The 26,936-nt window shown below is 69.5% G+C and carries 28 protein-coding genes and 1 tRNA gene; 17 read left to right on the forward strand and 12 right to left on the reverse strand.

All coding sequences use genetic code 11. The annotated features are described in order from the left end of the window. The coding region (locus tag ACWDA7_RS11670) for a tyrosine-type recombinase/integrase (protein ID WP_450603942.1) at positions 1 to 686 on the forward strand (686 nt) is incomplete at its 5' end. Between the two features lie 81 nt (positions 687 to 767). On the opposite strand, the gene ACWDA7_RS11675 is transcribed toward ACWDA7_RS11670, so the two are convergent. Continuing rightward, positions 768 to 841: transfer RNA gene (locus ACWDA7_RS11675), tRNA-Thr, on the reverse strand. Between the two features lie 228 nt (positions 842 to 1,069). Between ACWDA7_RS11675 and ACWDA7_RS11680 the strand changes: the two genes are divergently transcribed. The 3 genes from ACWDA7_RS11680 (at position 1,070) to ACWDA7_RS11690 (ending at position 3,634) form a co-directional block, all read left to right on the forward strand. Further along, complete coding sequence (locus ACWDA7_RS11680; protein ID WP_450603943.1) at positions 1,070 to 2,206, forward strand: ABC transporter ATP-binding protein; 1,137 nt, start codon at positions 1,070 to 1,072, stop codon at positions 2,204 to 2,206. Between the two features lie 207 nt (positions 2,207 to 2,413). Then, a complete protein-coding gene (locus ACWDA7_RS11685; protein WP_359405041.1) occupies positions 2,414 to 2,860 on the forward strand; it encodes a hypothetical protein in 447 nt (148 codons plus the stop codon). Positions 2,861 to 2,902: 42 nt separating this feature from the next. Then, positions 2,903 to 3,634 carry a nucleotidyltransferase family protein gene (locus ACWDA7_RS11690; RefSeq protein ID WP_450603945.1) on the forward strand — a complete coding sequence of 244 codons (732 nt, stop codon included), beginning with the start codon at positions 2,903 to 2,905 and terminating at the stop codon, positions 3,632 to 3,634. 105 nt (positions 3,635 to 3,739) lie between these two features. Here the strand turns inward: ACWDA7_RS11690 and ACWDA7_RS11695 are convergent, their stop codons facing one another. The 7 genes from ACWDA7_RS11695 to ACWDA7_RS11725 all read right to left on the reverse strand — a co-directional run bounded on the left by ACWDA7_RS11695 (position 3,740) and on the right by ACWDA7_RS11725 (position 10,748). Beyond that, positions 3,740 to 5,449 carry a DoxX family protein gene (locus ACWDA7_RS11695; protein ID WP_450603946.1) on the reverse strand — a complete coding sequence of 570 codons (1,710 nt, stop codon included), beginning with the start codon at positions 5,447 to 5,449 and terminating at the stop codon, positions 3,740 to 3,742. Positions 5,450 to 5,587: 138 nt separating this feature from the next. Next, positions 5,588 to 6,526: a 23S rRNA (guanosine(2251)-2'-O)-methyltransferase RlmB gene (rlmB, locus tag ACWDA7_RS11700; protein WP_359405050.1), complete on the reverse strand. Its 939-nt coding sequence runs from the start codon at positions 6,524 to 6,526 to the stop codon at positions 5,588 to 5,590. Positions 6,527 to 6,622: 96 nt separating this feature from the next. Continuing rightward, entirely contained in the window at positions 6,623 to 8,023 is a 1,401-nt protein-coding gene (gene cysS / locus ACWDA7_RS11705) for a cysteine--tRNA ligase (RefSeq protein WP_450603947.1), read from the reverse strand. Positions 8,024 to 8,155: 132 nt separating this feature from the next. Continuing rightward, entirely contained in the window at positions 8,156 to 8,563 is a 408-nt protein-coding gene (locus ACWDA7_RS11710) for a pyridoxamine 5'-phosphate oxidase family protein (RefSeq protein ID WP_450603948.1), read from the reverse strand. 54 nt (positions 8,564 to 8,617) lie between these two features. Further along, positions 8,618 to 9,112, reverse strand: coding sequence for a 2-C-methyl-D-erythritol 2,4-cyclodiphosphate synthase (gene ispF / locus ACWDA7_RS11715; protein WP_450603949.1), 495 nt, complete (start codon positions 9,110 to 9,112; stop codon positions 8,618 to 8,620). Continuing rightward, positions 9,102 to 9,890 carry a 2-C-methyl-D-erythritol 4-phosphate cytidylyltransferase gene (gene ispD, locus ACWDA7_RS11720; protein ID WP_432929503.1) on the reverse strand — a complete coding sequence of 263 codons (789 nt, stop codon included), beginning with the start codon at positions 9,888 to 9,890 and terminating at the stop codon, positions 9,102 to 9,104. Before ispD ends, ispF begins: the two co-directional genes overlap by 11 nt. Before the next feature lie 375 nt (positions 9,891 to 10,265). After that, positions 10,266 to 10,748, reverse strand: coding sequence for a CarD family transcriptional regulator (locus ACWDA7_RS11725; protein ID WP_003953493.1), 483 nt, complete (start codon positions 10,746 to 10,748; stop codon positions 10,266 to 10,268). 689 nt (positions 10,749 to 11,437) lie between these two features. Here ACWDA7_RS11725 and ACWDA7_RS11730 point away from each other — a divergent pair. After that, positions 11,438 to 12,088 carry a DUF461 domain-containing protein gene (locus tag ACWDA7_RS11730; RefSeq protein ID WP_450603950.1) on the forward strand — a complete coding sequence of 217 codons (651 nt, stop codon included), beginning with the start codon at positions 11,438 to 11,440 and terminating at the stop codon, positions 12,086 to 12,088. A 555-nt stretch (positions 12,089 to 12,643) separates the two neighbouring features. On the opposite strand, the gene ACWDA7_RS11735 is transcribed toward ACWDA7_RS11730, so the two are convergent. Together ACWDA7_RS11735 and ACWDA7_RS11740 are read right to left on the reverse strand one after the other, a co-directional pair. Then, a complete protein-coding gene (locus tag ACWDA7_RS11735) occupies positions 12,644 to 13,324 on the reverse strand; it encodes a response regulator transcription factor (protein ID WP_009340348.1) in 681 nt (226 codons plus the stop codon). Then, on the reverse strand, positions 13,321 to 14,589 hold the full coding sequence (locus ACWDA7_RS11740) for a sensor histidine kinase (protein WP_450603951.1): 1,269 nt from the start codon (positions 14,587 to 14,589) through the stop codon (positions 13,321 to 13,323). The genes ACWDA7_RS11735 and ACWDA7_RS11740 overlap by 4 nt, the downstream gene beginning before the upstream one ends. Before the next feature lie 241 nt (positions 14,590 to 14,830). On the opposite strand from ACWDA7_RS11740, the gene phoU reads away from it, so the two are divergent. The 6 genes from phoU to ACWDA7_RS11770 all read left to right on the forward strand — a co-directional run bounded on the left by phoU (position 14,831) and on the right by ACWDA7_RS11770 (position 19,600). Continuing rightward, entirely contained in the window at positions 14,831 to 15,499 is a 669-nt protein-coding gene (gene phoU, locus ACWDA7_RS11745; protein WP_450603952.1) for a phosphate signaling complex protein PhoU, read from the forward strand. A 200-nt stretch (positions 15,500 to 15,699) separates the two neighbouring features. Next, positions 15,700 to 15,852 (forward strand): hypothetical protein, encoded by a 153-nt coding sequence (locus tag ACWDA7_RS11750; RefSeq protein WP_359405074.1) that lies wholly within the window; start codon positions 15,700 to 15,702, stop codon positions 15,850 to 15,852. A 161-nt stretch (positions 15,853 to 16,013) separates the two neighbouring features. Continuing rightward, the gene (locus tag ACWDA7_RS11755; RefSeq protein WP_359405077.1) at positions 16,014 to 16,265 is read left to right on the forward strand and encodes an SCO4226 family nickel-binding protein; all 252 of its coding nucleotides are present in this window, start codon (positions 16,014 to 16,016) and stop codon (positions 16,263 to 16,265) included. A 365-nt stretch (positions 16,266 to 16,630) separates the two neighbouring features. Beyond that, positions 16,631 to 17,689: an erythromycin esterase family protein gene (locus tag ACWDA7_RS11760; RefSeq protein ID WP_450603953.1), complete on the forward strand. Its 1,059-nt coding sequence runs from the start codon at positions 16,631 to 16,633 to the stop codon at positions 17,687 to 17,689. A gap of 388 nt (positions 17,690 to 18,077) precedes the next feature. Then, entirely contained in the window at positions 18,078 to 18,962 is an 885-nt protein-coding gene (locus tag ACWDA7_RS11765; RefSeq protein ID WP_450603954.1) for a hypothetical protein, read from the forward strand. A 428-nt stretch (positions 18,963 to 19,390) separates the two neighbouring features. After that, positions 19,391 to 19,600 carry a hypothetical protein gene (locus ACWDA7_RS11770; RefSeq protein ID WP_450603956.1) on the forward strand — a complete coding sequence of 70 codons (210 nt, stop codon included), beginning with the start codon at positions 19,391 to 19,393 and terminating at the stop codon, positions 19,598 to 19,600. 80 nt (positions 19,601 to 19,680) lie between these two features. On the opposite strand, the gene ACWDA7_RS11775 is transcribed toward ACWDA7_RS11770, so the two are convergent. Together ACWDA7_RS11775 and ACWDA7_RS11780 are read right to left on the reverse strand one after the other, a co-directional pair. After that, the gene (locus ACWDA7_RS11775) at positions 19,681 to 19,806 is read right to left on the reverse strand and encodes a hypothetical protein (protein WP_450603957.1); all 126 of its coding nucleotides are present in this window, start codon (positions 19,804 to 19,806) and stop codon (positions 19,681 to 19,683) included. Between the two features lie 227 nt (positions 19,807 to 20,033). After that, entirely contained in the window at positions 20,034 to 20,567 is a 534-nt protein-coding gene (locus tag ACWDA7_RS11780) for an RICIN domain-containing protein (RefSeq protein ID WP_450603958.1), read from the reverse strand. Positions 20,568 to 21,509: 942 nt separating this feature from the next. Here ACWDA7_RS11780 and ACWDA7_RS11785 point away from each other — a divergent pair. The 6 genes from ACWDA7_RS11785 (at position 21,510) to ACWDA7_RS11810 (ending at position 26,008) form a co-directional block, all read left to right on the forward strand. Then, positions 21,510 to 21,632, forward strand: coding sequence for a hypothetical protein (locus ACWDA7_RS11785; RefSeq protein ID WP_450603959.1), 123 nt, complete (start codon positions 21,510 to 21,512; stop codon positions 21,630 to 21,632). Positions 21,633 to 21,661: 29 nt separating this feature from the next. Then, positions 21,662 to 22,066, forward strand: a complete 405-nt coding sequence (locus ACWDA7_RS11790; protein ID WP_450603960.1) for a hypothetical protein — start codon at positions 21,662 to 21,664, stop codon at positions 22,064 to 22,066. Next, positions 22,063 to 22,479, forward strand: a complete 417-nt coding sequence (locus ACWDA7_RS11795; protein WP_450603961.1) for a hypothetical protein — start codon at positions 22,063 to 22,065, stop codon at positions 22,477 to 22,479. Before ACWDA7_RS11790 ends, ACWDA7_RS11795 begins: the two co-directional genes overlap by 4 nt. Positions 22,480 to 22,969: 490 nt before the next feature. Continuing rightward, positions 22,970 to 23,458, forward strand: a complete 489-nt coding sequence (locus ACWDA7_RS11800) for a hypothetical protein (RefSeq protein ID WP_450603962.1) — start codon at positions 22,970 to 22,972, stop codon at positions 23,456 to 23,458. A 37-nt stretch (positions 23,459 to 23,495) separates the two neighbouring features. Further along, on the forward strand, positions 23,496 to 24,095 hold the full coding sequence (locus ACWDA7_RS11805) for a cation transporter (protein ID WP_450603963.1): 600 nt from the start codon (positions 23,496 to 23,498) through the stop codon (positions 24,093 to 24,095). Between the two features lie 692 nt (positions 24,096 to 24,787). Next, positions 24,788 to 26,008: a S53 family peptidase gene (locus ACWDA7_RS11810; protein WP_450603964.1), complete on the forward strand. Its 1,221-nt coding sequence runs from the start codon at positions 24,788 to 24,790 to the stop codon at positions 26,006 to 26,008. Positions 26,009 to 26,936: the final 928 nt, after the last annotated feature.

Raw genomic sequence — 26,936 nt, forward strand, 5'->3', positions numbered from 1 at the left:
AGCTGGTGACGCGCAACGCCGCCTCGCTCGTGGAGGCCCCGAAGGTGCCCCGTCGTGACCTGTCTCCGTGGGACCTGGACGAGACGCTGGCGTTCCTGGAGCAGGCACGCAGCGACCCGCTGTACGCCGCCTTCGTCCTGGCGGTCTCCATGGGCCTACGGCGCGGCGAGATCCTGGGGCTTCGCTGGTCGGATGTGGACCTCGAGCATCGCGTGGTGCGGGTCAGCAAGCAGGTGCAGCGTGTGGGTGGGGAGCTCTACGAGGACACCACCAAGAGCGGCCGGGCGCGCCCCTTGCCCCTCCCCCTGATCTGCCTTGCGGCGCTCCGTTGGCACCGGATGCGGCAGTCGGATGCGGCGCGGCGCAAGGGAGTGGAGCTCTCCCCGTCCTCGTACGTCTTCACCACCCGCACCGGCCGCCCGATCGACCCGCAGAACGTCAACCGGTCGTTCTTCCGCATCACGGCCGCAGCGGGCCTTCGGCGCATTCGTCTGCACGACGCCCGGCACGGCTGCGCCACGCTCCTCACGGCGGCCGGCGTGGCTCCCCGGGTGGTGATGGAGATCCTCGGTCACAGCCAGATCAGCATCACGATGGATGTCTACACGCACGTGACATCGGACACACAGCGTGAGGCCATCAGCCACATGGACCGTCTGCTCAGGCGCCCCCTCGACCGTGAGTGACCGTCCTCGTTGATGTCACCCGTGGATGTCAAACGCCCCGGACCGATCATGGTCCGGGGCGTTGGTACTGCTGGGAAAGGGAGCCCCCTGTCGGATTCGAACCGACGACCTTCGCTTTACAAGAGCGGCGCTCTGACCAGCTGAGCTAAGGAGGCGTGCACATGCGCGCCTGTGCAGTGTACCCAGGTCCGGGACCGGCCCTGTCGAAAATTTCCGCGAAGTTCACAGTGGCCCGAGTACTGACAGAGCAGGTGAACGCGAGGTACCGTCCTGAGCCAGTTCACTCGTGTGGACTACACCACGACGGAACCCCCGTAGTGGACACACCACCTTTACAACGGATCGTCCGGCACGTTCCTGCCGGTGAAGGGGGCCCATTCACCATGGCCACTGTCTCGTTCGACAAGGCGACCCGGATATACCCGGGTTCCGAGAAGCCCGCCGTCGACTCGCTCGACATCGAGATCGAGGACGGAGAGTTCCTCGTCCTGGTCGGCCCGTCCGGCTGCGGCAAGTCCACCTCGCTCCGCATGCTGGCGGGGCTCGAGGACGTGAACTCCGGCACCATCCACATCGGTGAGCGTGACGTCACCCACCTGCCGCCCAAGGACCGGGACATCGCCATGGTGTTCCAGAACTACGCCCTCTACCCGCACATGTCCGTCGCCGACAACATGGGCTTCGCGCTCAAGATCGCCGGCGTGAACAAGGCGGAGATCCGCAGGAAGGTCGAGGAGGCCGCGAAGATCCTCGACCTCACCGAGTACCTGGATCGCAAGCCGAAGGCGCTCTCCGGCGGTCAGCGTCAGCGTGTCGCCATGGGCCGGGCCATCGTGCGTGAGCCGCAGGTCTTCCTCATGGACGAGCCGCTGTCCAACCTCGACGCCAAGCTGCGTGTCTCCACCCGTACGCAGATCGCCTCCCTGCAGCGCCGCCTCGGCATCACCACCGTCTACGTCACCCACGACCAGGTCGAGGCCATGACGATGGGCGACCGCGTGGCCGTGCTCAAGGACGGCCTCCTCCAGCAGGTGGACTCGCCGCGGAACATGTACGACCGTCCGGCCAACCTCTTCGTCGCCGGCTTCATCGGCTCCCCGGCCATGAACCTGGTCGAGGTCCCGATCATTGACGGCGGAGTGAAGTTCGGCAACAGCGTCGTGCCGGTCAACCGCGAGGCCCTGAAGGCCGCCTCCGACAAGGGTGACCGCACGGTCACGGTCGGCGTGCGCCCGGAGCACTTCGACGTGGTGGAACACAACGGCGACGCCGCCGCGTCCCTGTCCAAGCACGCCGATGACGCCCCGGCGGGTCTCGCCATCTCCGTGAACGTCGTCGAGGAGCTCGGTGCCGACGGCTACGTCTACGGCACCGCCGAGGTCGGCGGCGAGTCCAAGGACCTGGTCGTCCGCGTCGGCGGCCGCCAGGTGCCGGAGAAGGGCTCGAAGCTGCACGTCGTGCCGCGGCCGGGCGAGACCCACGTGTTCTCCACCTCGACGGGCGAGCGCCTCACCGACTGAGCACCGCCCGGACGGGTCCCCCGCCACGGACTGACGAAGAGGGCCCCGCAGCCTGCTGCGGGGCCCTCTTCGTTGTCGACAAATACCCCGGCAAACAAGGCATTTCGACGTCGGCGTCAACCCCATACCTCGAAATTCCCGCCTCTACATCCCCCGAACCGGTGACTAATTGTCGCCAAATCACTACCCCACGCTACCCTCACTCGCGTGAAGCACACCACTACTCCACGGACACGGCGCGGCCGTGGCCCCGCCCGCCGGATCGGCCGCACCCTCGCCCTCGTACTGCCTGTCGTCCTGGTGCTGTCGGGGACCCTGGCGGTCACCCGCGTCAACTGGTCGGGCGGTTCCTCGAACTCGGTGCTCGCCGCCTCCGCCGAAGACGTCTCGACGCGCGCCTCCTCCCGCGCCCCGCAGGACGTGCTGCGCGACAAGCTCCTGCTGGAACTCCAGGAGACGAACCCGGGCGTCGCGCTCACCCACCTCCAGCAGGCGGTCAACGGCCGCCCGTCGCTGGCGAGGCACTGCGCCGCCATCGCCCGTGCCCTGGGCCGGGCCGCCGTCCGCATGTACGGCCCCTCGCGCGCCCAGTCCTACGCCCGCCCGGTCTGCGACACCTCCTTCGCCTCGGGCGTCACCGCGCAGCGCGGCTGAGGCCGCCCGGCCGGGACGGGGCGCGCGTCGTACAGTTCGGTCATGACCGATCCGAGCGCCGTCGCGCGCCCCGTCCAAGCCGTCATCCTGGCCGGTGGCCAGGGTTCACGGCTGCGGCCGTACACCGACGACCGGCCCAAGCCGATGGTGGAGATCCCGGGCACCGGGACGCCGATCATCGGGCACCAGCTCGCCTGGCTCGCCGAAGAAGGCGTCACGGACGTCGTGGTCTCCTGCGGCCATCTCGCCGACGTCCTGGAGCGCTGGCTGGACTCGACCGACTTGCCCCTCCACGTCACGACGGTCGTCGAGTCCGAACCGCTCGGCCGCGGCGGCGGGCTGCGGTACGCCGCCGAGCACCTCCCCCACCCTGACAAGCCGTGGTACGCCACGAACGGTGACATCTGGACCCGTTTCTCGCTGCGCGACATGGCCGACTTCCACACCGAGCGCGATGCCGTCGCCACGCTGGCGCTGGCTCGTCCGCGCATCCCGTGGGGCGCCGTCAAGACGGACGGCTTCGGACACATCACCGACTTCATCGAGGCCCCGCCGTCGACGTTCGAGATCAACGCGGGTGTCTACGTCTTCGCCGCCGAGTTCGCCAAGCTGCTCCCGGAGCGCGGCGACCACGAGCGCACCACCTTCCCGCGCCTGGCGCGGGAACGCCGCCTGGCCGGCTTCCCGATCCCTCAGGGCGCGTACTGGCGGGCCATCGACACCGCGAAGGACCTCACGGAGGCGGCGAAGGAACTGGCGGCGCTGGGGCGTTGACGCCCGCTGAGCGCCGCCCGTAGCACTCCGTCCCGTCCCGCCACACGAAGGGGCCCCGCACACCGTCAAGTGTGCGGGGCCCCTTCCGCAGAGCTGCCCGGGGGACTATCCCAGCAGCCCGCCCACCAGGTGGTCGGAGCCTCCTGAGCCACTGCCTCCGGTGCTGCCGCTCGCCCCGCCCGTGGGGCCGCCGGTGCCGCTGCCACCCGAGGACGACGGGCCCGCGCTCGTGCTCGGTGCCTGCTGCGCCGGTGCCGAGTGACGCGGCGGGACGTGGCCCGTGGTGCCCTGGGTCTGGCTCGGGCTGCCGCCGGAGACCGTGCCGGTCGCACCGGCGGCCGTGCTCGGCGTCGTGGCCACGCTCGACGGCGACGATGTCGCGTCGTGCGTCGACGCCGGCGAGTGGGAGGCCGAGGGGCTCGCCTTGTGCTGCTGCTCGCCCGGTGTCTCGGGCAGTGGCGAGCCCGGCAGTTCGTTGCGCGGCGCCTCGCCGGGACCGGGCACGACCACCCGGTTCGCGTCCCGCACCGCCCCGCCGAGCAGCGATCCGACCAGCAGCGTCACCCCGGTCACCAGGGCCGTCACCAGCGCGCCGCGACGCAGCACGTACTGCCGCAACTGCCAGATGTCCGCCCGCGGTCCGAGCCGGCGCCAGGCGCTGCCCGCGAGGCGCCCGTCCACGGAGTACACCGGCGCCCCGGCGATGATCAGCGGCGACCAGGCGGCGAGGTAGATGATGTCGGGCGCGTCGTACGCGGGCGCCGTCCGCCAGCTCACGGTGACGATCAGGGCGGCCGACAGGAGCCCTCCGACCGAGGCGGCGACCCGCTGCCACAGCCCGAGGACCGTGAGCACGCCCACGAGCGCCTGGAGGAAGGCGACGACGAGACCGGTGCCGACGGGATGGTGCAGCGCGAACTGCCGTAGCGGTTCGGCGACTTCCCAGGGGTGCAGCGTGTTGAGCCAGGTGACCATGGAGCCCCGCTTGCCGCCGTCGAAGTAGACGGGGTCGCAGAGCTTGCCCATGCCGGCGTAGGCCGAGATGGAGCCGAGGAAGATGCGCAGCGGCAGCAGCACCACGCCGAGGTTCATCCGGCGGCCGGGGTAATAGGCGTGACGCACCGGGTCGGCACTGTGCCGCGGCGCCCGCCGCGTCGGCTTCCCGCCCCTGCCCGTGAACTCCCCTTCGTCGTAGGGGGATCCGGGGTAGGTGGGTGTGTCGTACGCGGGCTCGTCGTAGCCGGGTGGCGCGTAAGTCGGTTCGTCGTACGGGCTGCCGACGCTCCGCATGCGCGGCAGAAGCCGGGTCTCGCCGTGGCCGTGCCGGCCCCCGACGGCCGACGGCTCGAAGGGCTGCGTGGCCGGCCCGTCGTCGTAGCCGCCTGCCCCCCGCAGACCGTCGACCCCGACCCGGGGGATGACCTGGGTGGCGCCCGTGTCCACGGCCAGCTCCTCGCCGTGGGCCACGCTCGAGCTCCGCACCGCCTGCAGCAGCCGGTGGGCCCCGGTGTCGTCGGGCGCGGACCTGCCGCTCCAGACGACGGGCCGACGACGGCCTTCGGACGCCCCGCCTCCGCCGGCCGGACCGACGACGGACATGTGCGCCATGGTGTGCGGGGAGGTCACGTTCCGCGCGATCCGCGGGGACTGAGCACGCCGCGTGGACGCGCCCAGCTGTACGCGGAAGCTCGCATGATTGACGATGACCTGCGCCGGGTCGCTCGGCACCTTCACCATGCTCAGCGCGGGAGTGTCGTCGAATCCCGACGATCGGTCCCCCGTGGGTGTGCGGGGCGTTCTGGTCTCCACACTCATCTAACCGAGTGACGTGTGGTTAGGACACTGCTTTGACCGCGCCGATCTGTCCGGACCCCGTCAAGCTCGTCCAGTACGACCGAATGAGCCTGTACGGGTGAACACATGAACACCCGTACGGGCTCACACCCATGAGTGTCAGGCCCGCCGGCGGGCCGTCTCGTACAGCACGATGCCCGCCGCCACACCGGCGTTGAGCGACTCGGCGCCGCCCGGCATCGGGATGCGCACCCGGAAGTCGCAGGTCTCGCCGACCAGCCGCGACAACCCCTTGCCCTCGCTGCCGACGACGATCACGACCGGGCCTTCCAGGGCCTCCAGCTCGTCGACTTCGACCTCCCCGTCGGCGGCGAGACCGACGACCACGATCCCCGCCTTCTTGTACGCCTCGAGCGCGCGCGTCAAGTTGGTGGCACGCGCGACGGGCGTACGGGCGGCCGTACCGGCCGATGTCTTCCACGCACCGGCGGTCATCCCGGCCGCGCGACGCTCGGGCACGACGACGCCGTGGCCGCCGAAGGCGGAGACGGACCGGACCACCGCGCCCAGGTTGCGCGGGTCGGTCACCCCGTCGAGGGCGACGATCAGCGGGTCCTCGCCCTCGTCGTAGGCGGCGTCGGCGAGGTCCTCCGGGTGGGCGTACTCGTAGGGCGGGACCTGGAGGACGAGCCCTTGGTGGTTGAGTCCGTTGGTCATCCGGTCGAGCTCGGGGCGCGGGGCCTCCATGAGGTTGATCCCGCCGCGCTCGCCCGCGAGCTGCAGTGCCTCGCGCACGCGCTCGTCGTTGTCGATGAACTGCTGCACGTAGAGCGTGGACGCGGGCACACCCTCGCGCAGGGCCTCCACAACCGGGTTGCGCCCGACGACCAGCTCGGAGGAGGACTTTCCGCCCGTACGGCGCTGGGGGCGCCCCTGCGACCGGCGGATCTTCGACTGCGCGGCGCGCTGCTTGGCGTGCCCCTTGCGCATTTCGGCGGGGGGAGTGGGGCCCTTGCCCTCCAGGCCGCGGCGCCGCTTGCCGCCGCTGCCGACCTGCGCGCCCTTCTTGCCGGACATGCGGCGGTTGTTCGCGGCCATGACCTACCCGTCTCTTGAAAGCGTCGTACGTACGTCTATGAAGTGTGCCGCCCGGAAGGCCGGGCGGCACAATCGATCATCGGATCGGTGCTGGGCTCAGCGCGGGCCGAGCGTCCAGCGGGGACCCTGGGGGCTGTCCTCGATGACCAGGCCCGACTGGTTCAGCTGGTCCCGGATGGCGTCCGCGGTGCCCCAGTCCTTGCGGGCACGGGCCGCCTCGCGCTGCTGGAGCACGAGACCCACCAGGGTGTCGACCACACCGTGCAGATCCTCGCCGCGGTCGCCCTCCCCGGCCCACTGGGCGTCCAGCGGGTCGAGACCGAGGACGCCGAGCATGGCCCGCACCTCGGCGAGCCGGGCCACGGCGGCCTCCTTGTCGTCGGCGGCCAGCGCGCTGTTGCCCTGCCGGACCGTGGTGTGCACGACGGCGAGCGCCTGCGGCACGCCCAGGTCGTCGTCCATCGCCTCGGCGAAGGCGGGCGGCACCTCGGGGGCGGGCTCGACGACGCCGCCGGCCTTCTCCACGACGCGCTGCACGAACCCCTCGATCCGGGCGAACGCGGACTCGGCCTCGCGCAGGGCCTCCTCGCTGTACTCGATCATCGAGCGGTAGTGCGGGGTGCCGAGGTAGTAGCGCAGGACGATGGGCCGCCAGCGCTTGACCATCTCGGAGACCAGGACGGAGTTGCCCAGCGACTTGGACATCTTCTCGCCGCTCATGGTGACCCAGGCGTTGTGCGCCCAGTACTGCGCGAAATCGTCTCCGAAGGCCTTGGCCTGGGCGATCTCGTTCTCGTGGTGCGGGAAGATGAGGTCGAGTCCGCCGCCGTGGATGTCGAAGGCGGAGCCCAGGTACTTGTGGGCCATGGCGGAGCACTCCAGGTGCCAGCCCGGCCGGCCGCGGCCCCACGGAGTCTCCCAGGAGGGCTCACCCGGTTTGGCGGCCTTCCACAGCGCGAAGTCGCGCTCGTCCCGCTTCCCGGTCTCTCCCTCGCCCTCGGGCTGGCGCAGATTGTCCAGCTCCTGGTTGGAGAGTTCGAGGTAGTCCGGGAAGGAGCGCACGTCGAAGTAGACGTTGCCGTCGGACTCGTAGGCGTGGCCGCGCTCGATGAGGCCGCGCATCATCTCGATCATCTCGGGGATGTGCCCGGTGGCCCGGGGCTCGTACGTCGGCGGGAGGCAGCCGAGGACGTCGTACCCCTCGTTGAACGCACGCTCGTTCTCGTACCCGATCGCCCACCAAGGGCGGCCCTGCTCGGCCGACTTGTTGATGATCTTGTCGTCGATGTCGGTCACGTTGCGGATGAACGTGACCTCGTAGCCGCGGTACTCGAACCAGCGGCGCATGATGTCGAAGTTGAGGCCCGAGCGGATGTGCCCGATGTGCGGCGGCGCCTGCACGGTGGCGCCACACAGGTAGATCGAGACACAACCCGGCTTGAGCGGGGTGAAGTCACGGATCTGCCGGGCGCTGGTGTCGTGCAGGCGAATAGTCACGAGTCCAGGGTAGTGGGCCGGGACCAGTGCCTCACGCCCCTTCCGGCCAAGGGCGACGCATTCGTGACGAACGTCAGGAACACCGGCGCCCCGGACACGGCGACCCCCGGCCAGGACGCCGGCAGCCGCCTCTCAGAGACTCCCGACCACCTTGCGCGGGACGATCCGCACCACGACGCGTTCCGCGTCCTGCGCCGACGCGGGTTGAACTCCGCGTACTTCTTCCCGGTGTACTTGAGCGACAGCTCGTCGATGAGTGCCTGCCCGCCCTCCGTCGTCATCTCCGCCGTGCCGCGGAACTCCGCGTACTCGTACGGCGACTCGGGGTCCTCGACCACGACGCTCACCCGGGGGGTCGCGGTCGAGGTTCTTCTTCTTGCGCCGGTCGACGGTCGTGGAGACGAGGAGATGGTCGCCGTCCCTCTTCACCCATACCGGGGACAGCTGCGGGCTGCCGTCCGGCTGAACGGTCCCGAGAACGATGAACACGGGACCGTCGAGCAGGGTCTTGAGCCGGTCGGACAGTGCGGCGGCCGGCATGGCTACCTCCGGAACCTGGGTCACTGGTGGCTCTGCGGGTACCCCCGCACGCCCTCAGCTCACCTGCACCACGAGCGCGGTGGCGATCGCCATCAGCCCTTCGTCCCGGCCGGGGAAACCGAGACCGTCCGTCGTCGCGCCGGACACGGAGACCGGCGCTCCCGCCGCCTCCGAGAGGAGCTTCTGGGCCTCCTCACGACGTTTGCCGATCTTGGGACGGGGGCCGACCACCTGGACCGCGATGTTGCCGACCTCGAAGCCCGCCTCGCGCACGATCCGCGCGGCCTCCGTCAGCAGCGTGACCCCCGACGCACCGGACCACTCCGGTCGCCCGGTGCCGAAGTGCTGTCCCAGGTCACCGAGGCCGGCGGCCGAGAAGAGCGCGTTGCACGCGGCGTGCGCGACCACGTCCGCGTCCGAGTGGCCCGCCAGACCGGTCCCCTCGCCCTCCCACTTCAGGCCGGCGCACCACAACTCGCGCCCCTCCTCGAAGGCGTGGATGTCGGTCCCGATGCCGACCCGGGGCAGCAGCGGCGCCTCAGAAGCCATCGTTCAGCCTCCTGCGGGTCAGGACCGCCTCGGCCAGCACCAGGTCCAGCGGCCGGGTGACCTTGAAGGCCTCCTCGTGGCCGGGGACCACCACGACCTGCAGCCCGAGCTGCTCCACCATGCTCGCGTCGTCCGTGACGTTGTCCGTCACCGTCTCGTGGGCCCGGATCAGCGTCGCCCGGTCGAAGCCCTGCGGAGTCTGCACCGCGCGCAGCCGGGCGCGCTCGGGCGTGGCGACGACCGGTTCCGGCTCGCCCGGCGTACCCGCCGGCTCGACCTCCTTCACCGTGTCCGCGAGCGGCAGAGCAGGCACGACAGCCGGCGCGCCCTCGCGGACGGCCTCGATCACCGAGTCCACCGTGTCCACGGGAACGAGCGGGCGGGCCGCGTCGTGGACGAGGACGATCTCGTACTGCGGTGGCAGCGCGTCGAGGCCCAGCTTCACCGACTCCTGCCGCGTCTCCCCGCCCGGGACGACCAGGAAGTCGGTCCTTTCGGGGAGGGCGTGCGCGTCGAGCAGCGACTTGACCTCGGGCGCCCCGTCGGGCGGGGCCACGACGACCACGAGGGAGACCGCGCGGGAGGCCGCCATCGCGCGCACCGCATGGATGAGCATGGGCGTGCCGTTCAGCGTGCGGAGCGCCTTGGGGGCACCCGGACCGAGGCGGACACCGCGGCCCGCTGCGGGGATCACCGCGGCGATGGGGGTCTCCCCCGCCCGAGAGGCGCCGAGAGCCTGTGAGGCTTCGGTGGGCGAAGTGCGCGAATCGTCAGACATCGGTTCCTGTCAGGTTTGTTTGCTCGGCGGGGGTGGGTATGGCCTTGGGGGTACCCCCGGCCCCAGGCTGGGGTAGTGCCGGGCGCGACGCCCTGACCGGTCCCTTCCGTGACCTTCCGGTCGAGCGGCGGCCCGGGCCCGGCCCGCCAAGTATCGGGGGGTTTCCCGTACCGGGGGTGTCCCGCCGGCCTACGGCACCGGGGCGGAGTCCCACCTTTCGGCGAGGCCTCGTGCCGTGGTGCCCGGGCACGAACATGCCGCAGCGCCCGGCGACTGCAAAATGCGTCATCGGGCACCGCGGCATGTGCATACGTGCTGTGCGCCGGTCCGTCCACCGGACTCCCCCGTCGGGAAGCGGGCGGGGCGGAACGAGCGTCAGGACGCGAGGACCTCGTCGAGCAGCGCCTCGGCCTTGTCCTCGTTCGTGTTCTCCGCGAGGGCGAGCTCGCTCACCAGGATCTGCCGGGCCTTGGCGAGCATGCGCTTCTCGCCGGCGGACAGTCCGCGCTCACGCTCGCGCCGCCACAGATCACGGACGACTTCCGCGACCTTGATGACGTCGCCGGAGGCGAGCTTCTCGAGATTTGCCTTGTAGCGACGCGACCAGTTCGTGGGCTCCTCGGCGTACGGCGCGCGCAGCACCTCGAAGACCCGGTCCAGCCCGTCCTGACCGACCACATCACGTACGCCGACGAACTCCGCATTGTCCGCTGGCACACGCACCGTCAGGTCGCCCTGGGCGACCTTCAGCACCAAGTAGGTCTTGTCCACGCCTTTGATCTGGCGAGTTTCGATGGCCTCGATCAGCGCGGCCCCGTGATGGGGATAGACCACGGTGTCGCCAACCTTGAACGTCATGTGACAGGTACCCCTTCCGTGGCTATCCAGGGTAACACGGAAACCGCGTCTTCTGAATGGCGTTTTCGCAGGTCAGGGCATATCTCGGGGCTTGACAACCTCGACAGGAACGTGCTGCGCAGGGGGAGCGGAACGGGGTATTCGCAGGTCGGAGCGGCTGCGCGGGCGGGAGGAAACCCGCACGTTACACACATCGAAGGTCTCTGAACAGGTCCGAAACCTTCCCTTTTGTCCCGCCTCAAGCGATCGACTTCCGCTACTCCGTTCGGTGCTCGGGAGGCCGGTACGAGACGAATCTTGAATTGATCAAGGTGCCGGATGAACCCCCGGCTGTTGTCCCTGTGATCGATTTTCGGACCGCCAAGCATTCCTTAAGGTAAATCCCGAAGCCGAGATCCGAGACGCTTATGTGAATGCAGGACAACATCGAGGTCAATGCGGCTGGTGAGACATCTGGGAACTCTGCGACGAACGTGCGCCGAGATGGGCTCACCGTCCGGAGCGTCCGCCTCCGCCGTCCGGCGCGGATGCCCCGCCCGGGCGAAGTCGACAGCTTGCCGTGATGTTGGGGAGGGTCGGGTGCGGAGACCGGGGAACGGCTCGGTAACCTATGGCCGCTGACAAACACTTAGGGCGGCTTTATCAGGGAGTCGTCCTGCTCCGCCCACGTTCAAGGAGTTGCCGCCGCCGTGAGCAGCAGCCTTCGACGCGGCGCCCTCGCCGCCGCCGCCATCGCGTTCTCGATCGCCTCGCTCGCCGCGTGCGGTGCCGGCAACAACGCCCAGACGCTCGAGATCAAGCCGGACAACGCGGCGACCAGCGTCGGGAGCATCAAGGTCCAGAACGCCCTTGTGATCACCCAGCCCAACGCGCAGTCCACTGGTCCCGCCGCGATCTCAGCGACGATCTTCAACACCGGTCGCACCGCCCAGACGCTGGACTCGATCAGCGTGGAGGGCGGCGGCACCGCCGAGCTCCGCCCCGCGAAGGGCAGCGGCCCGCTGACCATTCCGGCCCTCAGCTCCGTCGTCATCGGCGGCAAGGACAATGCCGCCGCCACGCTCAGCAGCCCGGGCCCGGGCATCCAGGACGGCAACGCGCAGAAGGTCACCTTCACCTTCAGCCAGACCGGCGACGTCAGCCTGCGGGCGTTCGTCGTCCCGGCCGAGAGCTACTTCACGAAGTGGGGACCGAGCAACGTCCCGGCGATGCCGACCGCCACGGAGTCGCCGACCGGGTCCTCCGGGAGCCCCAAGCCGTCGAAGCCGGCGACGGGCTCCCCCGCGGCCGGCTCCTCCGCCGAGGGAACGGCGACCGAGTCGAGCTCGAGCGGGCACTGACACCGGAGCGGGGGGGGGGGGGGCGGCGAGGGGGGCCGCGCGGCGGCAGGGCGCCGCCCCCCCACCACAAGAGCCCACCCCCCCCCCCCCCCCCCCGGGGCCGGCCCCTCCGCCGCGGCACGGGCCCCCGCGTCGTGCTCGCGGGGGCCCTCACCCCGGCGGGGCCGGGCCGCTACACCCGCTCCGGGCCCGCCTTCGCTTCTCCGGACCACACCCTCTCGTCGGCGCAGCCGCCCCCCGACCGCGGCGGCAGCCGCGCACCCCGGCTCCGGTACGGATCACCCGCGCCCAGCGCCCGGCAGGAAGCGCGCCTGGTACGACCAAGGGCGGTACCCCTCGCGGGGTGCCGCCCTTGGTCGTGCAGTACGCGCGCGTGGAGGCCTGGGCACTCCCTCGCGCGCGTTCACGGCGTGAACGCCGCCTTCCGCCTGTGCGGATCTGTGCGCCGATCGGCCGCCTGCGCGGTGTCTGCGCACTCGGCTGCCTGCGTGCAGTCCGGCGCGCATGCGCCCCATGGGGCCCTGCGCGCCGCCCCGCCTACGGCTCGCCCTCGGTTTACGGCTCGAACTTGTAGCCGAGGCCGCGGACCGTCACCAGGTAGCGCGGAGCACCCGGGTCGGGCTCGATCTTGGCCCGCAGGCGCTTGACGTGGACGTCGAGGGTCTTGGTGTCGCCCACGTAGTCGGCGCCCCAGACGCGGTCGATGAGCTGCATACGGGTCAGCACACGGCCCGCGTTGCGCAGCAGCATCTCCAGCAGGTCGAACTCCTTCAGCGGCAGGTCGACCTTCGAGCCGGACACCGTGACCACGTGGCGGTCGACGTCCATGCGCACCGGGCCCGCCTCCAGGGCGGCCGGTGTCACCTCCTCCGGCTCACCGCGCCGGCGCAGGACGGCACGGATGCGAGCGACGAGCTCGCGCGAGGAGAACGGCTTGGTGACGTAGTCGTCGGCCCCTATTTCCAGCCCGACAACCTTGTCGATCTCGCTGTCCTTGGCGGTCACCATGATCACCGGGACATTGGACCGGCCGCGCAGCTGCCGGCAGACCTCGGTGCCCGGCAGGCCGGGCAGCATCAGGTCGAGAAGGACGAGATCGGCGCCGTTGCGCTCGAACTCGTCGAGACCGTCGGGCCCCGTGGTCGCGATGGCGACTTCGAAGCCCTCCTTGCGGAGCATGTAGGACAAGGCGTCGCTGAAGGACTCCTCGTCCTCGACGACGAGCACTCGGGTCACGGAAGGACCTCCGGGGCGGGAAGCGGTTCGTACGGGGATGAGACGGTGGTCGTCCCGTCAGAGCGGCCGGCCTCGTCATCGAGGTCGGACGGGTGGTCGGTCGCGCGGTCGCGGGCCGCACCCGCCTCCGGCAGCCGAAGGGTGAACGTGGAGCCCTGACCCTCGGAACTCCACACCGTGACCTCCCCGCCGTGCGAGGCGGCCACATGCTTGACGATAGCGAGGCCCAGGCCCGTACCGCCCGTGGCACGGGAGCGGGCCGGGTCGACGCGGTAGAAGCGCTCGAAGATGCGCTCCTTGTCCTTGTCGGAGATGCCGATGCCCTGGTCGGTCACGGCGACCTCGATCAGATCCCCGCCGTGCGCGGACACCCGCCGGGCGGCGATACCGACCCGGGTGCGGGCCGGCGAGTAGTTGACGGCGTTCTCGACGAGATTGCCGAGGGCGGCGGCCAACTGGCCGCGGTTGCCCCACACATGCAGGTCGGCGGTGCCGCCCGCGGCCATGGTGATCTGCTTGGCGCCGGCCTGGTGCCGGCAGCGGTCGACCGCCTCGGCGACCAGTTCGTCGACACGTACGGGTTCGGCGTCCTCGAGAGGGTCGTCGTTCTGCACCCGCGACAGGTCGATCAGTTCCTGCACCAGGTTGGTCAGCCGGGTCGCCTCGATCTGCATCCGGCCCGCGAAGCGCTCCACGGCCTCGGGGTCGTCGGAGGCGTCCATCACCGCCTCGGAGAGCAGCGACAGGGCACCCACAGGAGTCTTCAGCTCATGGCTGACGTTGGCCACGAAGTCGCGGCGAACCGCCTCTATCCTGCGGGCTTCCGTGAGGTCCTCGACGAGCAGCAGCACCAGCCGGGAGCCGAGGGGCGCCACGCGCGCGGACACGGCGAGGGCTTCGCCCCGTCCGGTGCCGCGCCGCGGCAGGTCCAGCTCGACCTGTCGTATCTCGCCGTCGCGCCGGGTGTCACGTGCCATCTGGAGCATGGGCTCGACCGCGAGTTTGCCGCCGCGCACGAGCCCGAGGGCGTACGCTGCCGAACTGGCCTTCACAACGGCGTCGGCCTCGTCCAGGACGACGGCCGAGGACCGCAGCACGGACAGGACTGTGTCCACGCCGGGCGGAAGCACCGGGTCCGTGTGCAGGGAAGTGCGCGTGGGCCGCTTCTGGTCGCGCTCGCTCCAGCGGAACGCCAGCATGGCGATGACGCCGGTGAGCACTCCGGCGATCGCAGCCGCTGCGGCGACCGCCGCGTTCACGTCCATGCATCCAGGTTAGGCATGCCGATACGCGAGTCCACAGCCATCAGAGTGCGACCTCGACCACTCGTCGCCCAGAGTTCACCTTGGAGCCAGTATCGGTTCATTTGGGGTGCCGGAAACGGTCGCGTAGGGACCGGAACGTGGCACCGTGGGTGCCCAGGGTGCCGTGTACGCCGTGTTCGCCATGGTGACGTCGGCCCCGGCCCCCCGGCCCCCGAAGCAGACGTGAGAGAGGGACATCCTGATGCGGGACGCGTACCACGAGGAACTTGACTCGATCGGTGAGGGTCTGGTCGAAATGGCCCGGCTCGTCGGGTCGGCGATCGGGCGCGCCACGACGGCGATCCTCGACGCCGACCTGAAGCTGGCCGAAGCCGTCATCGAGGGCGACAAGAAGATCGACGAACTCCAGCACGACCTGGAGGCGCGCGCGATAGCACTCCTCGCCCGCCAGCAGCCGGTGGCGACGGACCTTCGCATCGTCGTCACGTCGCTGCGGATGAGCGCGGACCTCGAGCGCTCGGGCGACCTGGCCCAGCACGTCGCCAAGCTGGCCCGGCTGCGCTTCCCCGAGCGCGCCGTACCGCACGACCTGGACGCCACCATCCTGGAGATGGGGCAGCTCGCGCAGCGTCTGATGGCGAAGGCCGCGGAGGTCATCGTCAGCAAGGACATCGACCTGGCGATGCAGCTCGAGCAGGACGACGACGAGATGGACCAGCTGCACCGCACGCTCTTCCAGCACCTGATCGACGAGCGCTGGAGCCACGGCATAGAGACGGCTGTGGACGTCACCCTGCTGGGCCGCTACTACGAGCGCTACGCCGACCACGCGGTCGCGGTCGCGAAGCGTGTGGTCTTCCTGGTGACGGGTGAGCACGCGGACGATCTCCAGCCGGACATCCAGCCGTAACGGGCGTCGAGGGCGCCTGGCCCCGGCCTGACGGACGGGTGGTTTCCCCGGTTCCGGCGAGAGCACCGTCGCCGGAACCGGTATCCGCCCCGGGGGCTTGAAGGAGCCCGACCGGTCGTGCGCGAGCATCTGTGCGCCGTTGATGCGCCTGTCCGCAGGGGCATGAAATGGGAACAGGCACCAGTCTCGAGGAGGGACCCATGGCGGAGACCCCCAGCACGCCCGACCCCACGCAGGAGCGCGAGACCCAACAGCCCATCGAGATCAAGAGCCTCCCGCTGGTCGGCGCGTGCGGCTGCGGCTCCGGCTGCGGGTGCGGATGCCAGTCGGGCGCGCCGTGCCAGTGCGGCTGACGCCGCACGAAGCAGACGATCTCGCTGCGCTCTCGCACAAAGAGTGACCACGAAGGGCCCCGGCACGCAGCCGGGGCCCTTCGCGTCCGTAGCAGCCGCGGTCGGGCGGGAGCAGCATGGAAGGAGAGCAGGCGAGCGCACCCGGAAGGAGGTGCGAGGCCATGACCCAGTTCATGGACGTCCACCACGGTATGAAGGGCATCACGGACGACCAGCTGAAGCAGGCGCACAAGGCCGACCTCGCGATAGAGAAGGAAGAGGGAGTGCACTTCGAGAGGGCCTGGGCGGACCCGGAGTCCGGAACGATGTACTGCCTCTCCGACGCCCCCTCGGCCGATGCGGTCCGCCGCGTCCACGAACGCGCAGGCCACAAGCCCGACGAGGTCCACCCGGTCCCGCTGTCCATCTGGTGACCCTCCGACGGCCCCGGACGCACGCCGCCACATGGTCCGTTTCTTCCTGAACGGCTGTCATCGGCCGCTGTCTTCCTCGGTTGTGGGTCGCATCAGGTCGGCGGATCGGTTGAGTCGCCGTCACCGTCGCCGAGGTAATTGCAGTGCAGGGAGCAGATGATGGGTTCGCCCACACTCCTGCCGCGGCGAACTGCGCAGTTCGCCGTGCTAGCTTGGCGGCATGTTCACCGCATTCCTCTTCCTCTGACCAGGGCGCCACGACAGGCCAATGACCCGGCCCACGGCGGCCTGGAGCGCAGGTGCCTGTCCTCGTGCTGCCTCGAAGGCAGCGGCAAGCGACCCTGCTTCCAGAGACGGGAATGTCCGTGAACACCTCTTCTTCTGTCGTGCCCACCGCCTGGATGCGCGCACACACCTCGACCCTGACCACGATCGACCCGGCCGCGAGCCTGGACGACCTCGAACCCCTGCGGCAGATCGTCGGTGACGCCCGCGTCGTCGCGATCGGTGAGAGCGCGCACTTCGTGGAGGAGTTCTCCACCGTCCGTCAGCGCGTGCTGCGATTCCTGGCCGAACGCTGCGGTTTCAGCGTCTTCGCGTTCGAGTTCGGTTTCGCCGGAGCGGGCGTACTCGACCGCTGGCTGGCCGAGCAGGACGACCGCCCGCTCGGCGAGGTCGGCCCGGCTGCCGCGGACTGGGGTGCGGGCGGGCTGATGGCCTGGTTGCGTGAGCACAACGCCGGCAGCAGCAACCCGTTGCGGTTCGTCGGGATCGACGTGCCCGAGGCCGGCGGTGCGCTGCGTCCCGTGCTCGAACCCCTGGCCGACTACCTGGCCGACGTCGATCCCGAGTCCGTTCCCCTGGTCGAGACGGCCCTGCGGATCAGCGACTCGTTCCTGGCAGGCCTCGGTTCCGGTGTTGCCGCCGCCCCGGCCTGGGCCCAACTGGAGCACGCCCAGCAGGACGCGCTGACCGCCGTGCCGGCCCGACTTCAGCTACGGCTCCGCGCTGTCCGGCCGCCGGCCGAGGCACGCGCGGACGTCCACCGCTACGCCGTCGCCGAACGCCTGCTCGCCGGGGCGTGCACGATGGACTACATGTTCCGCGCGATGGACGACCTGTACTCGGGCACGGGCATCACCGCCGACCTGTCGGTGCGGGACCTCTACATGGCCGAGACGCTGCGCTGGCACGTGGAACACGCCCAGCCCGGCGCCCGGTTCGTGCTCGCGGCGCACAACAACCACATCCAGAAGGCCCCGAACGTCTTCGGCGAAGCGACCACCGCGTCGCCGATGGGACAGCACCTGGCACGAACGCTCGGCGAGAACTACGGGGCGATCGGCGTCGCGCACACCGACGGCCATGTACCCGAGATGCACCCGGACGCCAGCGCCCCCGTGGGGTTCAGCTCGGCGACGTAGCTCTGCCCGACCCGCAGCCCGGCAGTCTCGAGGCCGCTCTGATCGAGGCCGGCCTGCGCGAGAGGGCCACGCTCACCGACCTGCGCCACGCGCCCAGCGGACCCGACGGCAGTGAGCTGCTGACCAGCATCCGCACCCAGAGCGCCGCCATGCACACCCCGCTGGGCGAAGCATTCGACGCGGTCATCTCGACCCCGACGGTGACCAGGGACCGCACGGTCACGTTCTGAGCGGGCACAACCAGACCGCCAAAGGGCCGAGGAGCAGACCCGCGTCGCCCACTGGGGCGCGCCGAACGCAACCCGGTCCCGGTGCGTCATAGGAGCGGCACTGCCGCGAGCCCACACCGCGATGCCTCTGCTCGTCACCGTCGGACCCTGGGGGACCCATGCCCGCACGCACCGCCCAACTGCTTCTCGTCCTCACCCTGTTCGCCGCAGCGGGCGGGGCCCTCACCGGCTGCGACAGCGAACAGGGAGGCGGTCGTGGTACTCGGTCCCACACCCCCGACCCGGTGGCGAAGGCCCGCGCTCGTCAGGTCGCCGACGCCTGGGACGGCTCCGAGGCCGCCCGGGCATGGCGGAAGGGTTACTACCCGATGGGCGAGACGGTCCAGCTGCCCGAGCACGCCTTCCATGACGGAGACGACAAGCAGGCCTACGAGGCCCAGAGCTTCGTCCTGCGCGGCGAACTGCCCGCCGCTCCGCGGAAGAACGGCCAGGTGAAGTGGGAGAGCGGCGCCTCGCTCACGCTGCCGCTGATGGAGGCGCGGCAGGCGTACGAGACAGTGGCCCGCGGCGGCCACGACGGACCGCACCTGACCGTGACCGGGGCGAAGCTCGGTGAGATGACCCTGGCCACCAGCCGCGGCCCGGCGACCGTCCCGGCCTGGCTTTTCACCCTGGACGGCTACGACACTCCGCTCAAGCGGGCCGCCCTGCGTCCCTCGAAGGCTCCCACGCCGCCGGTCACACCGGTCGCGGAGGGGACCAGCGCCACGTTGTGGCCGCTTCAGGGACTGGTCGAGACAGCGGGGGACGGCCGGTCCGTCACGGTGATGGCCGGTCACGGGGCCTGCGACGACGGTCCTGGCGTGGACGTACTGGAGACGGGCGGGAGCGTGGTGCTGTCCGCGTCCATCGTCGGGGCGAAGGACGGCCCCTGCACCAGTCAGTTGCTCCGCGAGAAGGTGACGGTGAAGCTGGACCGGCCGCTCGACGACCGTGTGCTCCTGGACGCGTTCACGGGTCGGCCGGTGCGGCACGTGAACTGACCGGGCCAAGACCAGTGCTGTGGCCGCATTGCTTCGCCGGCGCGGCGGTTGGACGGGCGTTGCCGTTCGTTCCGTTTCAGCTACGCCTACTGGGCGGGCGCTGTCACCGCCGTGCTGTCGCTGCTCTACGGCTACTACGGGCAGACCGGGACGGACCTGCTGCAGCGCCTCGGTGGGATCGCCGTCGGCACCGAGCTGGGCTTGGCCGCTTCGTGGTTCGTCCTGCCCATCCGCTCCACTGATGTCGTGCGCCGCCGGGCCGCCGGCGCACTCCTCCCATTGCGGGACGTGCTCGGCGGCGCCCGGACCGGCACCGCGGATCTCGGCCCGTCCGCTGCCAGCTTCGACCGCAGCCTGGAACGGCTGGTCAAGGCGGCTCCGCCACTGGAGGCCCACCGCCGACTGGTCCAGCACCGGCTGGCGCGACAGTGGCCGGGCGTCCGGAGGCTCACCGGGCCGCCCCCGCCGACGCTGTGGACGCGATCAAGGCCTGCGCCGGGCCGCTGCGTACGCTCACCGCCCTCGCAGCCCGGGACACGCCGCGGGACGACGCGGAGTTCGCTCGGGCCGTCGACGATCTCGCCGCCACAGGTCTGGCACCACGCACGGCACTGCGCGCCCTGCCGAAGTCGAAGTAGGCCGGACCAAGCGCCGGATCCCGCGAGATCGGCGTACAGGTTGGCGTACGTCGATCAGCCACGAAACGGCCGCCGGGCGGTCAGCCCAGCGGGTACCCGACGTAGTCGCCGAGGAGATCGGCGTAGACGTCGACGGAGGTGGAGCCCGCGTTGTAGAGGTCGATCTCGCCGTTGGTGCCGGCCTTGACCAGCGCGCGGTTGGCCACGCTGTGTCCGGTGGTGAAGTCGAAGCACTGCGCCCCTCCGCCTACAGGCCGGAGGGGCGCAGTGCTACATGTCCGCGACGGGTTGAGCTGGGCGCTGCTCCTCTTCGGGAAGACCTCGCAGCCAGACCGCGGTAGCCGCTGGTCCAGTCAGCCGTGGCCCGACGCCCGCGGTCGGATCAGGTTCGCCCGGCGACAACCCGCCGGCCGAACCCCATGGATCGGCCGGGTCAGTACCAGAGCTGGTTGTCCGCGTACGAGCAGGACCAGATCTGGACTTGGGTGCCGTCTTGCCAGCCGGCATCCCTGGCGTCCAGGCATTTGTTGGCGTAGACGTTGACGAATGCGTATTGCGGCGCGCAGATCGAATGATCCGCGTTGCAGTAGTTCTTCACGAAGACCTGCCGCCACTCCTGGCTGCTCGTGGCATAGCAGTGCCACTGGTGCACGATGGTGCCGTCGTTCGTCCAGGGGCCCTGGATGTCCATGCAGCTGTTGCTCTGCACATTGCGGAACTTGTAGACGTGGTCCGCCACCTTGTCGAAATACCAGCGCTGGTTCTGGGTCGGACCATTGTCGTGCCAGAGATGGATGGTCGTGCCGTCCCCGGTATACGGGTAGGCGACGTCGAGGAGCTGATGGTCGGCTATCTCACTCGCGTGCAGGTTGGCCCATACGTAGGGGCCGTACGTCGCGGCCTGCGCGGCGGGAGCTGCGGCAAAGATGCCGAACACCATGAGAAAGCCCGCCAAGAGTACGGTCACTCTTCGACGCGGACGCAGCAGACGATTCTTCACATGAACCCCCCGGTTGCCGATTACGTCCCACTGGGCACGCACTCTGGCATGGACACGACGGGAGCCACAAGGAACTCGGCGCAGAAATAGTCAAATCCTGTGCAGCGAAGGGTAGTTCAGGCCACATGAGCCCCGATCGGCTCGATCTCGAAATGATCGTTCAACGGGGTTCGACTGGGGGTGATCTTCCCTTTGATCGTGGGCACCGGGAGTCCGGGACTGTGGTTTCAGAGGAAATAGCGCCGGGTGGGAAGCAAGAGATACCGCGGCAAGCGGTACACGGAGCAATTCGAATGGGACGCGGTCGCGCTCGCGCGCTCCTTCGGGAAGACCGTCATCGAGGTGGCCCGGGATCCCCGGGCAAGGGCCGCGAGCATGCCGCCGCGCGCGAGCCGGCGAATCGGTCAGAGACCGCTGCGCTGTGCGGTGCCCGCTCGACACCGCAGTTCCCCGCGGTTCGCCGTGCGATCGGGCACGGATGGGGCACGGGCACCTTCTGATCCGTAGCTCTACAGAGACCGGCCATTTCAAGGCCATACGGGACAGCGGGACACCGGCGAGGGCCACGGTGGGGCCCTTGGTGGGCCGGCGACCCTGACGCTTGGAGGGAACCGCGGCCTGGCTCATCTTGAGCGACGCCCCCTTCACGACACTCTGATCCCCGTCGGCGCGCGCCGCGCACTCGCTACCCGCACCCCGCCGGCCAGGCATAGCTGTTTCTCATCTCGTCGGAGAAGTTTCATTGGGCCTCCACAGAGATCAACGAGGCTCTCCCCTCGGCTACATCTCCCCCGCGCGCCCCCGACCTCGTTCGGCACGGTGCCCGTTTGATGTCAGGAGACAGCGTTGTCAGAAAGAAGTGCAGGCGGTCCGAACCCGCCTCGCAGAAGAAGGCGCGGCACGACCGTCGTGTCGCTCGCGGCGGCCGCCGCCCTGCTGGGCGGTGGCCTGGTCGTCGCGGGCAACGCGGCCGCGGACTCGCAGCCGGTCACGCCCGACCCGGGTGCCGCCGGCGCGGACGGCACGTCCTGACTACCCAAGTCGCCCGACAGTGGCCGCTCGTGGTCAACGAGAGCCGGACCCCGGACGAGACGATCACCCGTGGTATCGACTGCCACACCGACACGTACCAGACCGTGGGCGGCACTCAGCACGCCACCGAGCTCGACGTCGACCTCACCGACCAGAACCTGCGGATGGGCGTCGCCGAGTCCCACGAAAAGCTCACCGATCCGAACAGCGAGATCGTCACCTCGATGGCGAACCGCACGGGCGCGGTCGCGGGCATCAACGGGGACTTCTTCAACATCCACGACACCGGCCGCCCCCAGGGCATGGTGGTCATCGACGGCCGACTGGTGAAGAGCCCCAGCCCGAGCTGGAACCAGAACCTGGTGTCCGGACCGACGGCTCGATCGGCATCGGCAAGGAGTCCTACTCCGGCACCCTCACCGACGGCTCGGTGAGCCACGTACTCGACTCGGTCAACACCGTCGAGGACATCGCCTCCCACAAGCTGGTGCGGCTCACCCCCGACCTCGGGGCCACCGGGACCATCGCGGCTTCCGTGGTGGTTGCCGGGCACCGCGACCCGTCCGACAACGGCGTGCTCGTGATCGACCAGGTCTCGCAGAACGTCAAGTCCATCCCGGCGCTGCCGGCCGGCACCGAGGACCTGGTCGCCAACAGCACCGCGGGCCAGTGGCTGACCGCGAACGTGCCCGTCGGTGACCACGTCTCGGTCGCCGAGAAGATCAGCCCGGACAACGCGCCGCAGCAGGCGCTGTCCGGCGGCGCCGTCCTGGTCCAGAACGGTCAGCGGGCCGTGCCGCTGCAGGGCACCGGCGAGAACAACATCAAGCGCAGGTCGGGGGCGTGATCACAAAGACTACTTCTTCTTGCCCTGGGTCTGGCGGGCCCGTCTTTCGCTCCTGGTCAGAGAGCGATACCCAGCCTAACCTGCGGTCGGGCGGTCGTTGTTGGTCGTTGTCGGTTGTCGTCTGTCGCCCTCGGAGGGCCCACAGAGGGCCCGGCTGTGTCGCCCCGAGCCTCAGGCACGAAGAAGAGCAGCCTCCCCGGCTTGCGTCACAGTCTTCCCTTCGCCTGTGTGTACTCGGCGGGATTCGAACCTTCAGCCTTCTGATCCGTAGCTCTACACAGACGGTCGCTGAGGGTCATTCCGGTTGCGCTACGGCCGTATGAGGACGCTACCGGACCGCATCGGTTGCTGTGGTTGCTGTACTTCGCTGCTGTACGGCAGTCCAACTTGCCGAGGACTGTGCAGGCGGCGCCTCAGCCCCCATCATTTCAATTGCTCAACGTCGATGCCGCTTGGGCATCCGCCTGGCAACGGGGAGGCAGGGGGCGACATGACGGCAGCACCGGCGAAGACCAGGACCGTCGCATGGATCGGGTTGACGGTCATCGGGCTGTTCCTGCTGATTGCGCCGGTCATGGACCTACTCTCCGACCATGCTCACGGTCTGCCATCCGACCATGCGCCGGTCTTCACGAAGCTGGCCGGCGGCTCTTTCAACACGGTGAAAAGCTCCGCACCAGGGGTGACGCACTACGTCACGACCCTGGAGTACGGCTATGCACTGCACGAGCTCACGTTCGCGGTGCTCTTCTTGGCCATTGTTCTTGTGCCCTTTCGCCGGGGGGAGCGGTGGGCATGGTTCGCGTGCTGGATCGTTCTGGTCGCGGCGATCGGCTACACAGCCACCATCGCCCACCACGACAGCACGCTGCTCACACGGAGCCTGATCGCCGACATCGCGGTGCCCCTCCTGTTGCTGCTGTCAGCCCATGGATTCTTCAATGCCACCGCTGAAGGGAAGCAGCGAGGCGAGAGCTGACGCCAATCAGAGCAGGAGTGTTTGGGAGACTCGCGTGGTGACCAGCACTGATGACAACGCGCACCCAGCCCTGCTCCGCCGGGGATTCGCCTTGGAGTACGTCACCCTCAGCTGGAACCTGGTAGGCATCGTGGTCCTCGCCGTCGCGGCGATCTCAGCGAGGTCCGTGGCACTGGCCGGGTTCGGCCTGGACTCGCTGATCGAGATCGGCGCCTCCACCGTGGTGATCTGGGAACTGTCCGGCAGCGGTGAGGACCGTCAGCGCGGTGCCCTGAGGCTGATCGGTGCTGGCTTTGCACTGCTGGCGGTATACCTGATGGTGCAGTCCACATGGCTGCTGTCCATCGGCTTCCGCCCGCACCACTCGCCGCTGGGTATCGCATGGACGGCTGTCACCGCAGCGATGATGTTTGCCCTGGCCTTCGGCAAGGCCCGCACCGGTGCCGCACTGGACAATCCGGTGCTGACGACCGAAGGACGGGTCACCCTCATCGACGGCCTGCTGGCCACCGCGGTTCTGCTCGGTCTGCTGCTCAACCTGGCGGTTGGCTGGTGGTGGGCCGACCCGGCGGCTGGCTACGTGCTCGTCTGCTACGCGGCCCGCGAGGTCAAGGAAATCTTCTTCGGCGACCACTGACCAAACTGGCCGTGGCCTGCCCGAACAGTTTTGGCAGGCTCCGGATCAGGCCGCCATACAGCCCACGGGCGACCAAGTGTCCATGGCTCAGTCAAGCGCACGGTCTGGGTCCTGGAGCACAGTTTGGAAGACGGCGTATGCGGATGACAGCTGACGTGGCAACTTCCTGACCTGGGCCGGAGCGTGGTTGGCGCCGCTGTTCCCCGTGAGCCCCCGCAATGTCCCGCCGGAACGGGCAGGCGACGGGTACGGGGCCTCTTCGTCCCGAACTATCGGCCGGACGGCGATCACGGTCCGGGAGGCTGGTCGGGTGGTCGACGGAGGCTGTTAACGGCCACCTGGGTGTGTGGTGGTTGCTGTACTTCGCTGCTGTACAGCAACCACAGGCGTCGCGGATCACGCTCTCCATCCCGGCCTGCTTCGGACTGGGACTATCGGCTGGACCAAGCCGTGAACCGTCGCCCGGGTCAGTCAAGCCATGATCGGGCTGACTTTCAGTCATGAATCACCCAAGAACGACATCTGAACATCCCAGGAAAGGCAAAGGAACATTCTCGCTTCGACGTCTCCCTTGTTGACGTGACCCCGACATCCGTACGGTCTGCCCGATCACGGCGCACACCCCGCGCCGAGGTCGTACCGCGCACCCCCCACAGCCCTTCCCGGTACACCCACCACGTGGAGGACGTACGTTGCGCAGAACCGTTTCCCTCACAACCGTGGCCACGCTCGCCACGTCCGCCCTCGCCCTGGCTGCCCCTGTCAGCCAGGCGGCCCAGGCCACCGCCTCCCCGTCCCATGGCGTCACCGTCGCCCACGCCTGCGTCGCCCCGGCAAAGAAGGGCGAGATGGCCTGCAACGCCCTGCAGGTCACCGCGGGCACCCCGAAGTCGGCACACGCCGAGAGCGATCTGACCGCGGCTGCCGCACCGTCCGGCTACGGTCCCGCCTCGCTGCAGGCGGCGTACAACCTGCCCTCCGCGACCGGCGGTTCGGGTCAGACAGTGGCGATCGTCGACGCCTACGACGACCCGAACGCCGAGTCCGACCTCGCCGTCTACCGCTCCCAGTACGGCCTGTCCGCCTGCACCACCGCCAACGGCTGCTTCACGAAGGTCGACCAGAACGGCGGCACGAGCTACCCGCGCGGCGACTCCGGCTGGGCCGAGGAGATCTCCCTCGACCTCGACATGGTCAGCGCGGCCTGCCCGAACTGCAAGATCCTGCTGGTCGAGGCCAAGACGCCGACCATGACCAACCTCGGTACGGCCGTGAACACCGCGGTCAGGCTGGGCGCGAAGTTCGTCTCCAACAGCTACGGCGGCTCCGAGTCCTCCAGCGACTCGACCTACGACTCCAGCTACTTCAACCACCCGGGCGTTGCTATTACCGTCTCCTCCGGTGACAACGGCTACGGTGTCGAGTACCCGGCGGCTTCCAAGTACGTGACAGCGGTGGGCGGTACGTCCCTGAAGACCGCCACGAACTCCCGCGGCTGGACCGACACGGTGTGGAGCGGAGCAGGCTCCGGCTGCTCCACGTACGACGCCAAGCCCAGCTGGCAGAAGGACACCGGCTGCACCAACCGCACCGTGGCGGACGTATCGGCGGTCGCCGACCCGAACACCGGCGTCGCGGTCTACGACACCTACCGCTCGGCCACCGGCTGGATGGTCTTCGGCGGCACCAGCGCCTCCTCCCCGCTGATCGCGGCGACCTACGCGCTGGGCGGCACCCCATCCGCCGGCTCCTACCCGGCGTCCTTCCCGTACGCGCACACCTCGGCGCTGTACGACGTCACCAGCGGCTCCAACGGCAGCTGCGGCGGCTCCTACCTCTGCACCGCCACCACCGGATACGACGGCCCGTCCGGGCTCGGCGTCCCGAACGGCACCGCCGCGTTCACCGGCTGAACCTCCCTACGGAGTAAGCGTGCTGGCCGCAGGCGCATCACGCGGATGACCACCGCCGCGTTGTTGCGGCGCTCCTGGTTCTCGGCCACGGGGTCGGAGTCGGCGACTGTACCGACTCCGGCCTCCCGCGCGAACTCCCACTTGCCTGCCGGCAACTGCCGGGGCCCGCATCCGCGGTGCCCCCAGCTCTCGGCAACGGTGTGCGATCGCCCGCTGTCGTACGCCCACATTGATGAAGCTCCCATACGCCGTCAGCGGTGTGGATGAGCGGCTGCTGGGCGATATCGGCGGGTGAGCTGCTTGTAGCCCTCGCGGGCGATGAAGCGTTCGAGGCAGCGCAGGCTGTCCTATTTTGGACATGCCTTCGGCTGTACGACGGGCGTCCTGGGCCCGCGCGACCGCCGCGCCCAAATCCCCGTCGCTCGCCTGCATGCGCCGGGGTTGCCGTGCCTGGTCCAAGGCTGTCCTCGTTCGCACCGGATCCATTCCCAGTCCGCGCCGTCCCACATGCTCCGATCGCACCGACGGCCACATGAGGACCAGCGTCAACCGTCACCGAAGTGGCACAACGCATCAGGCGTCCTTCACGTACTCGACGGAACCACTAGCGCCGCACCGCCCTGCCCCCGAAGGGCCGAGAGCTCATCGCCCCGTTGATCCGGTGCGCGACCCGAGACCTTTCCGGCCGGTGACGCTTCCCGCCGGCCGTGCGCTGTGTGAGTGCCGAGTCGGTGCCGAACGGATCACGGACGACTGCCATCGGCGTCGACACCGCATTCTTCCCAGACCACTCCCCATGCTGCTCTTGACTCCCCCCGGGGGCGGCATGGAGAGGGACCGGGCGGCCGGGTCCCCGCCCACTGCGCGGGGGTCCAGCCGCCCACATCCGCATCGAACCGACCGGGGGCAGGCGGATCACGGACTCACC

It is taken from the genome of Streptomyces sp. NPDC001156 (genome assembly GCF_053598275.1).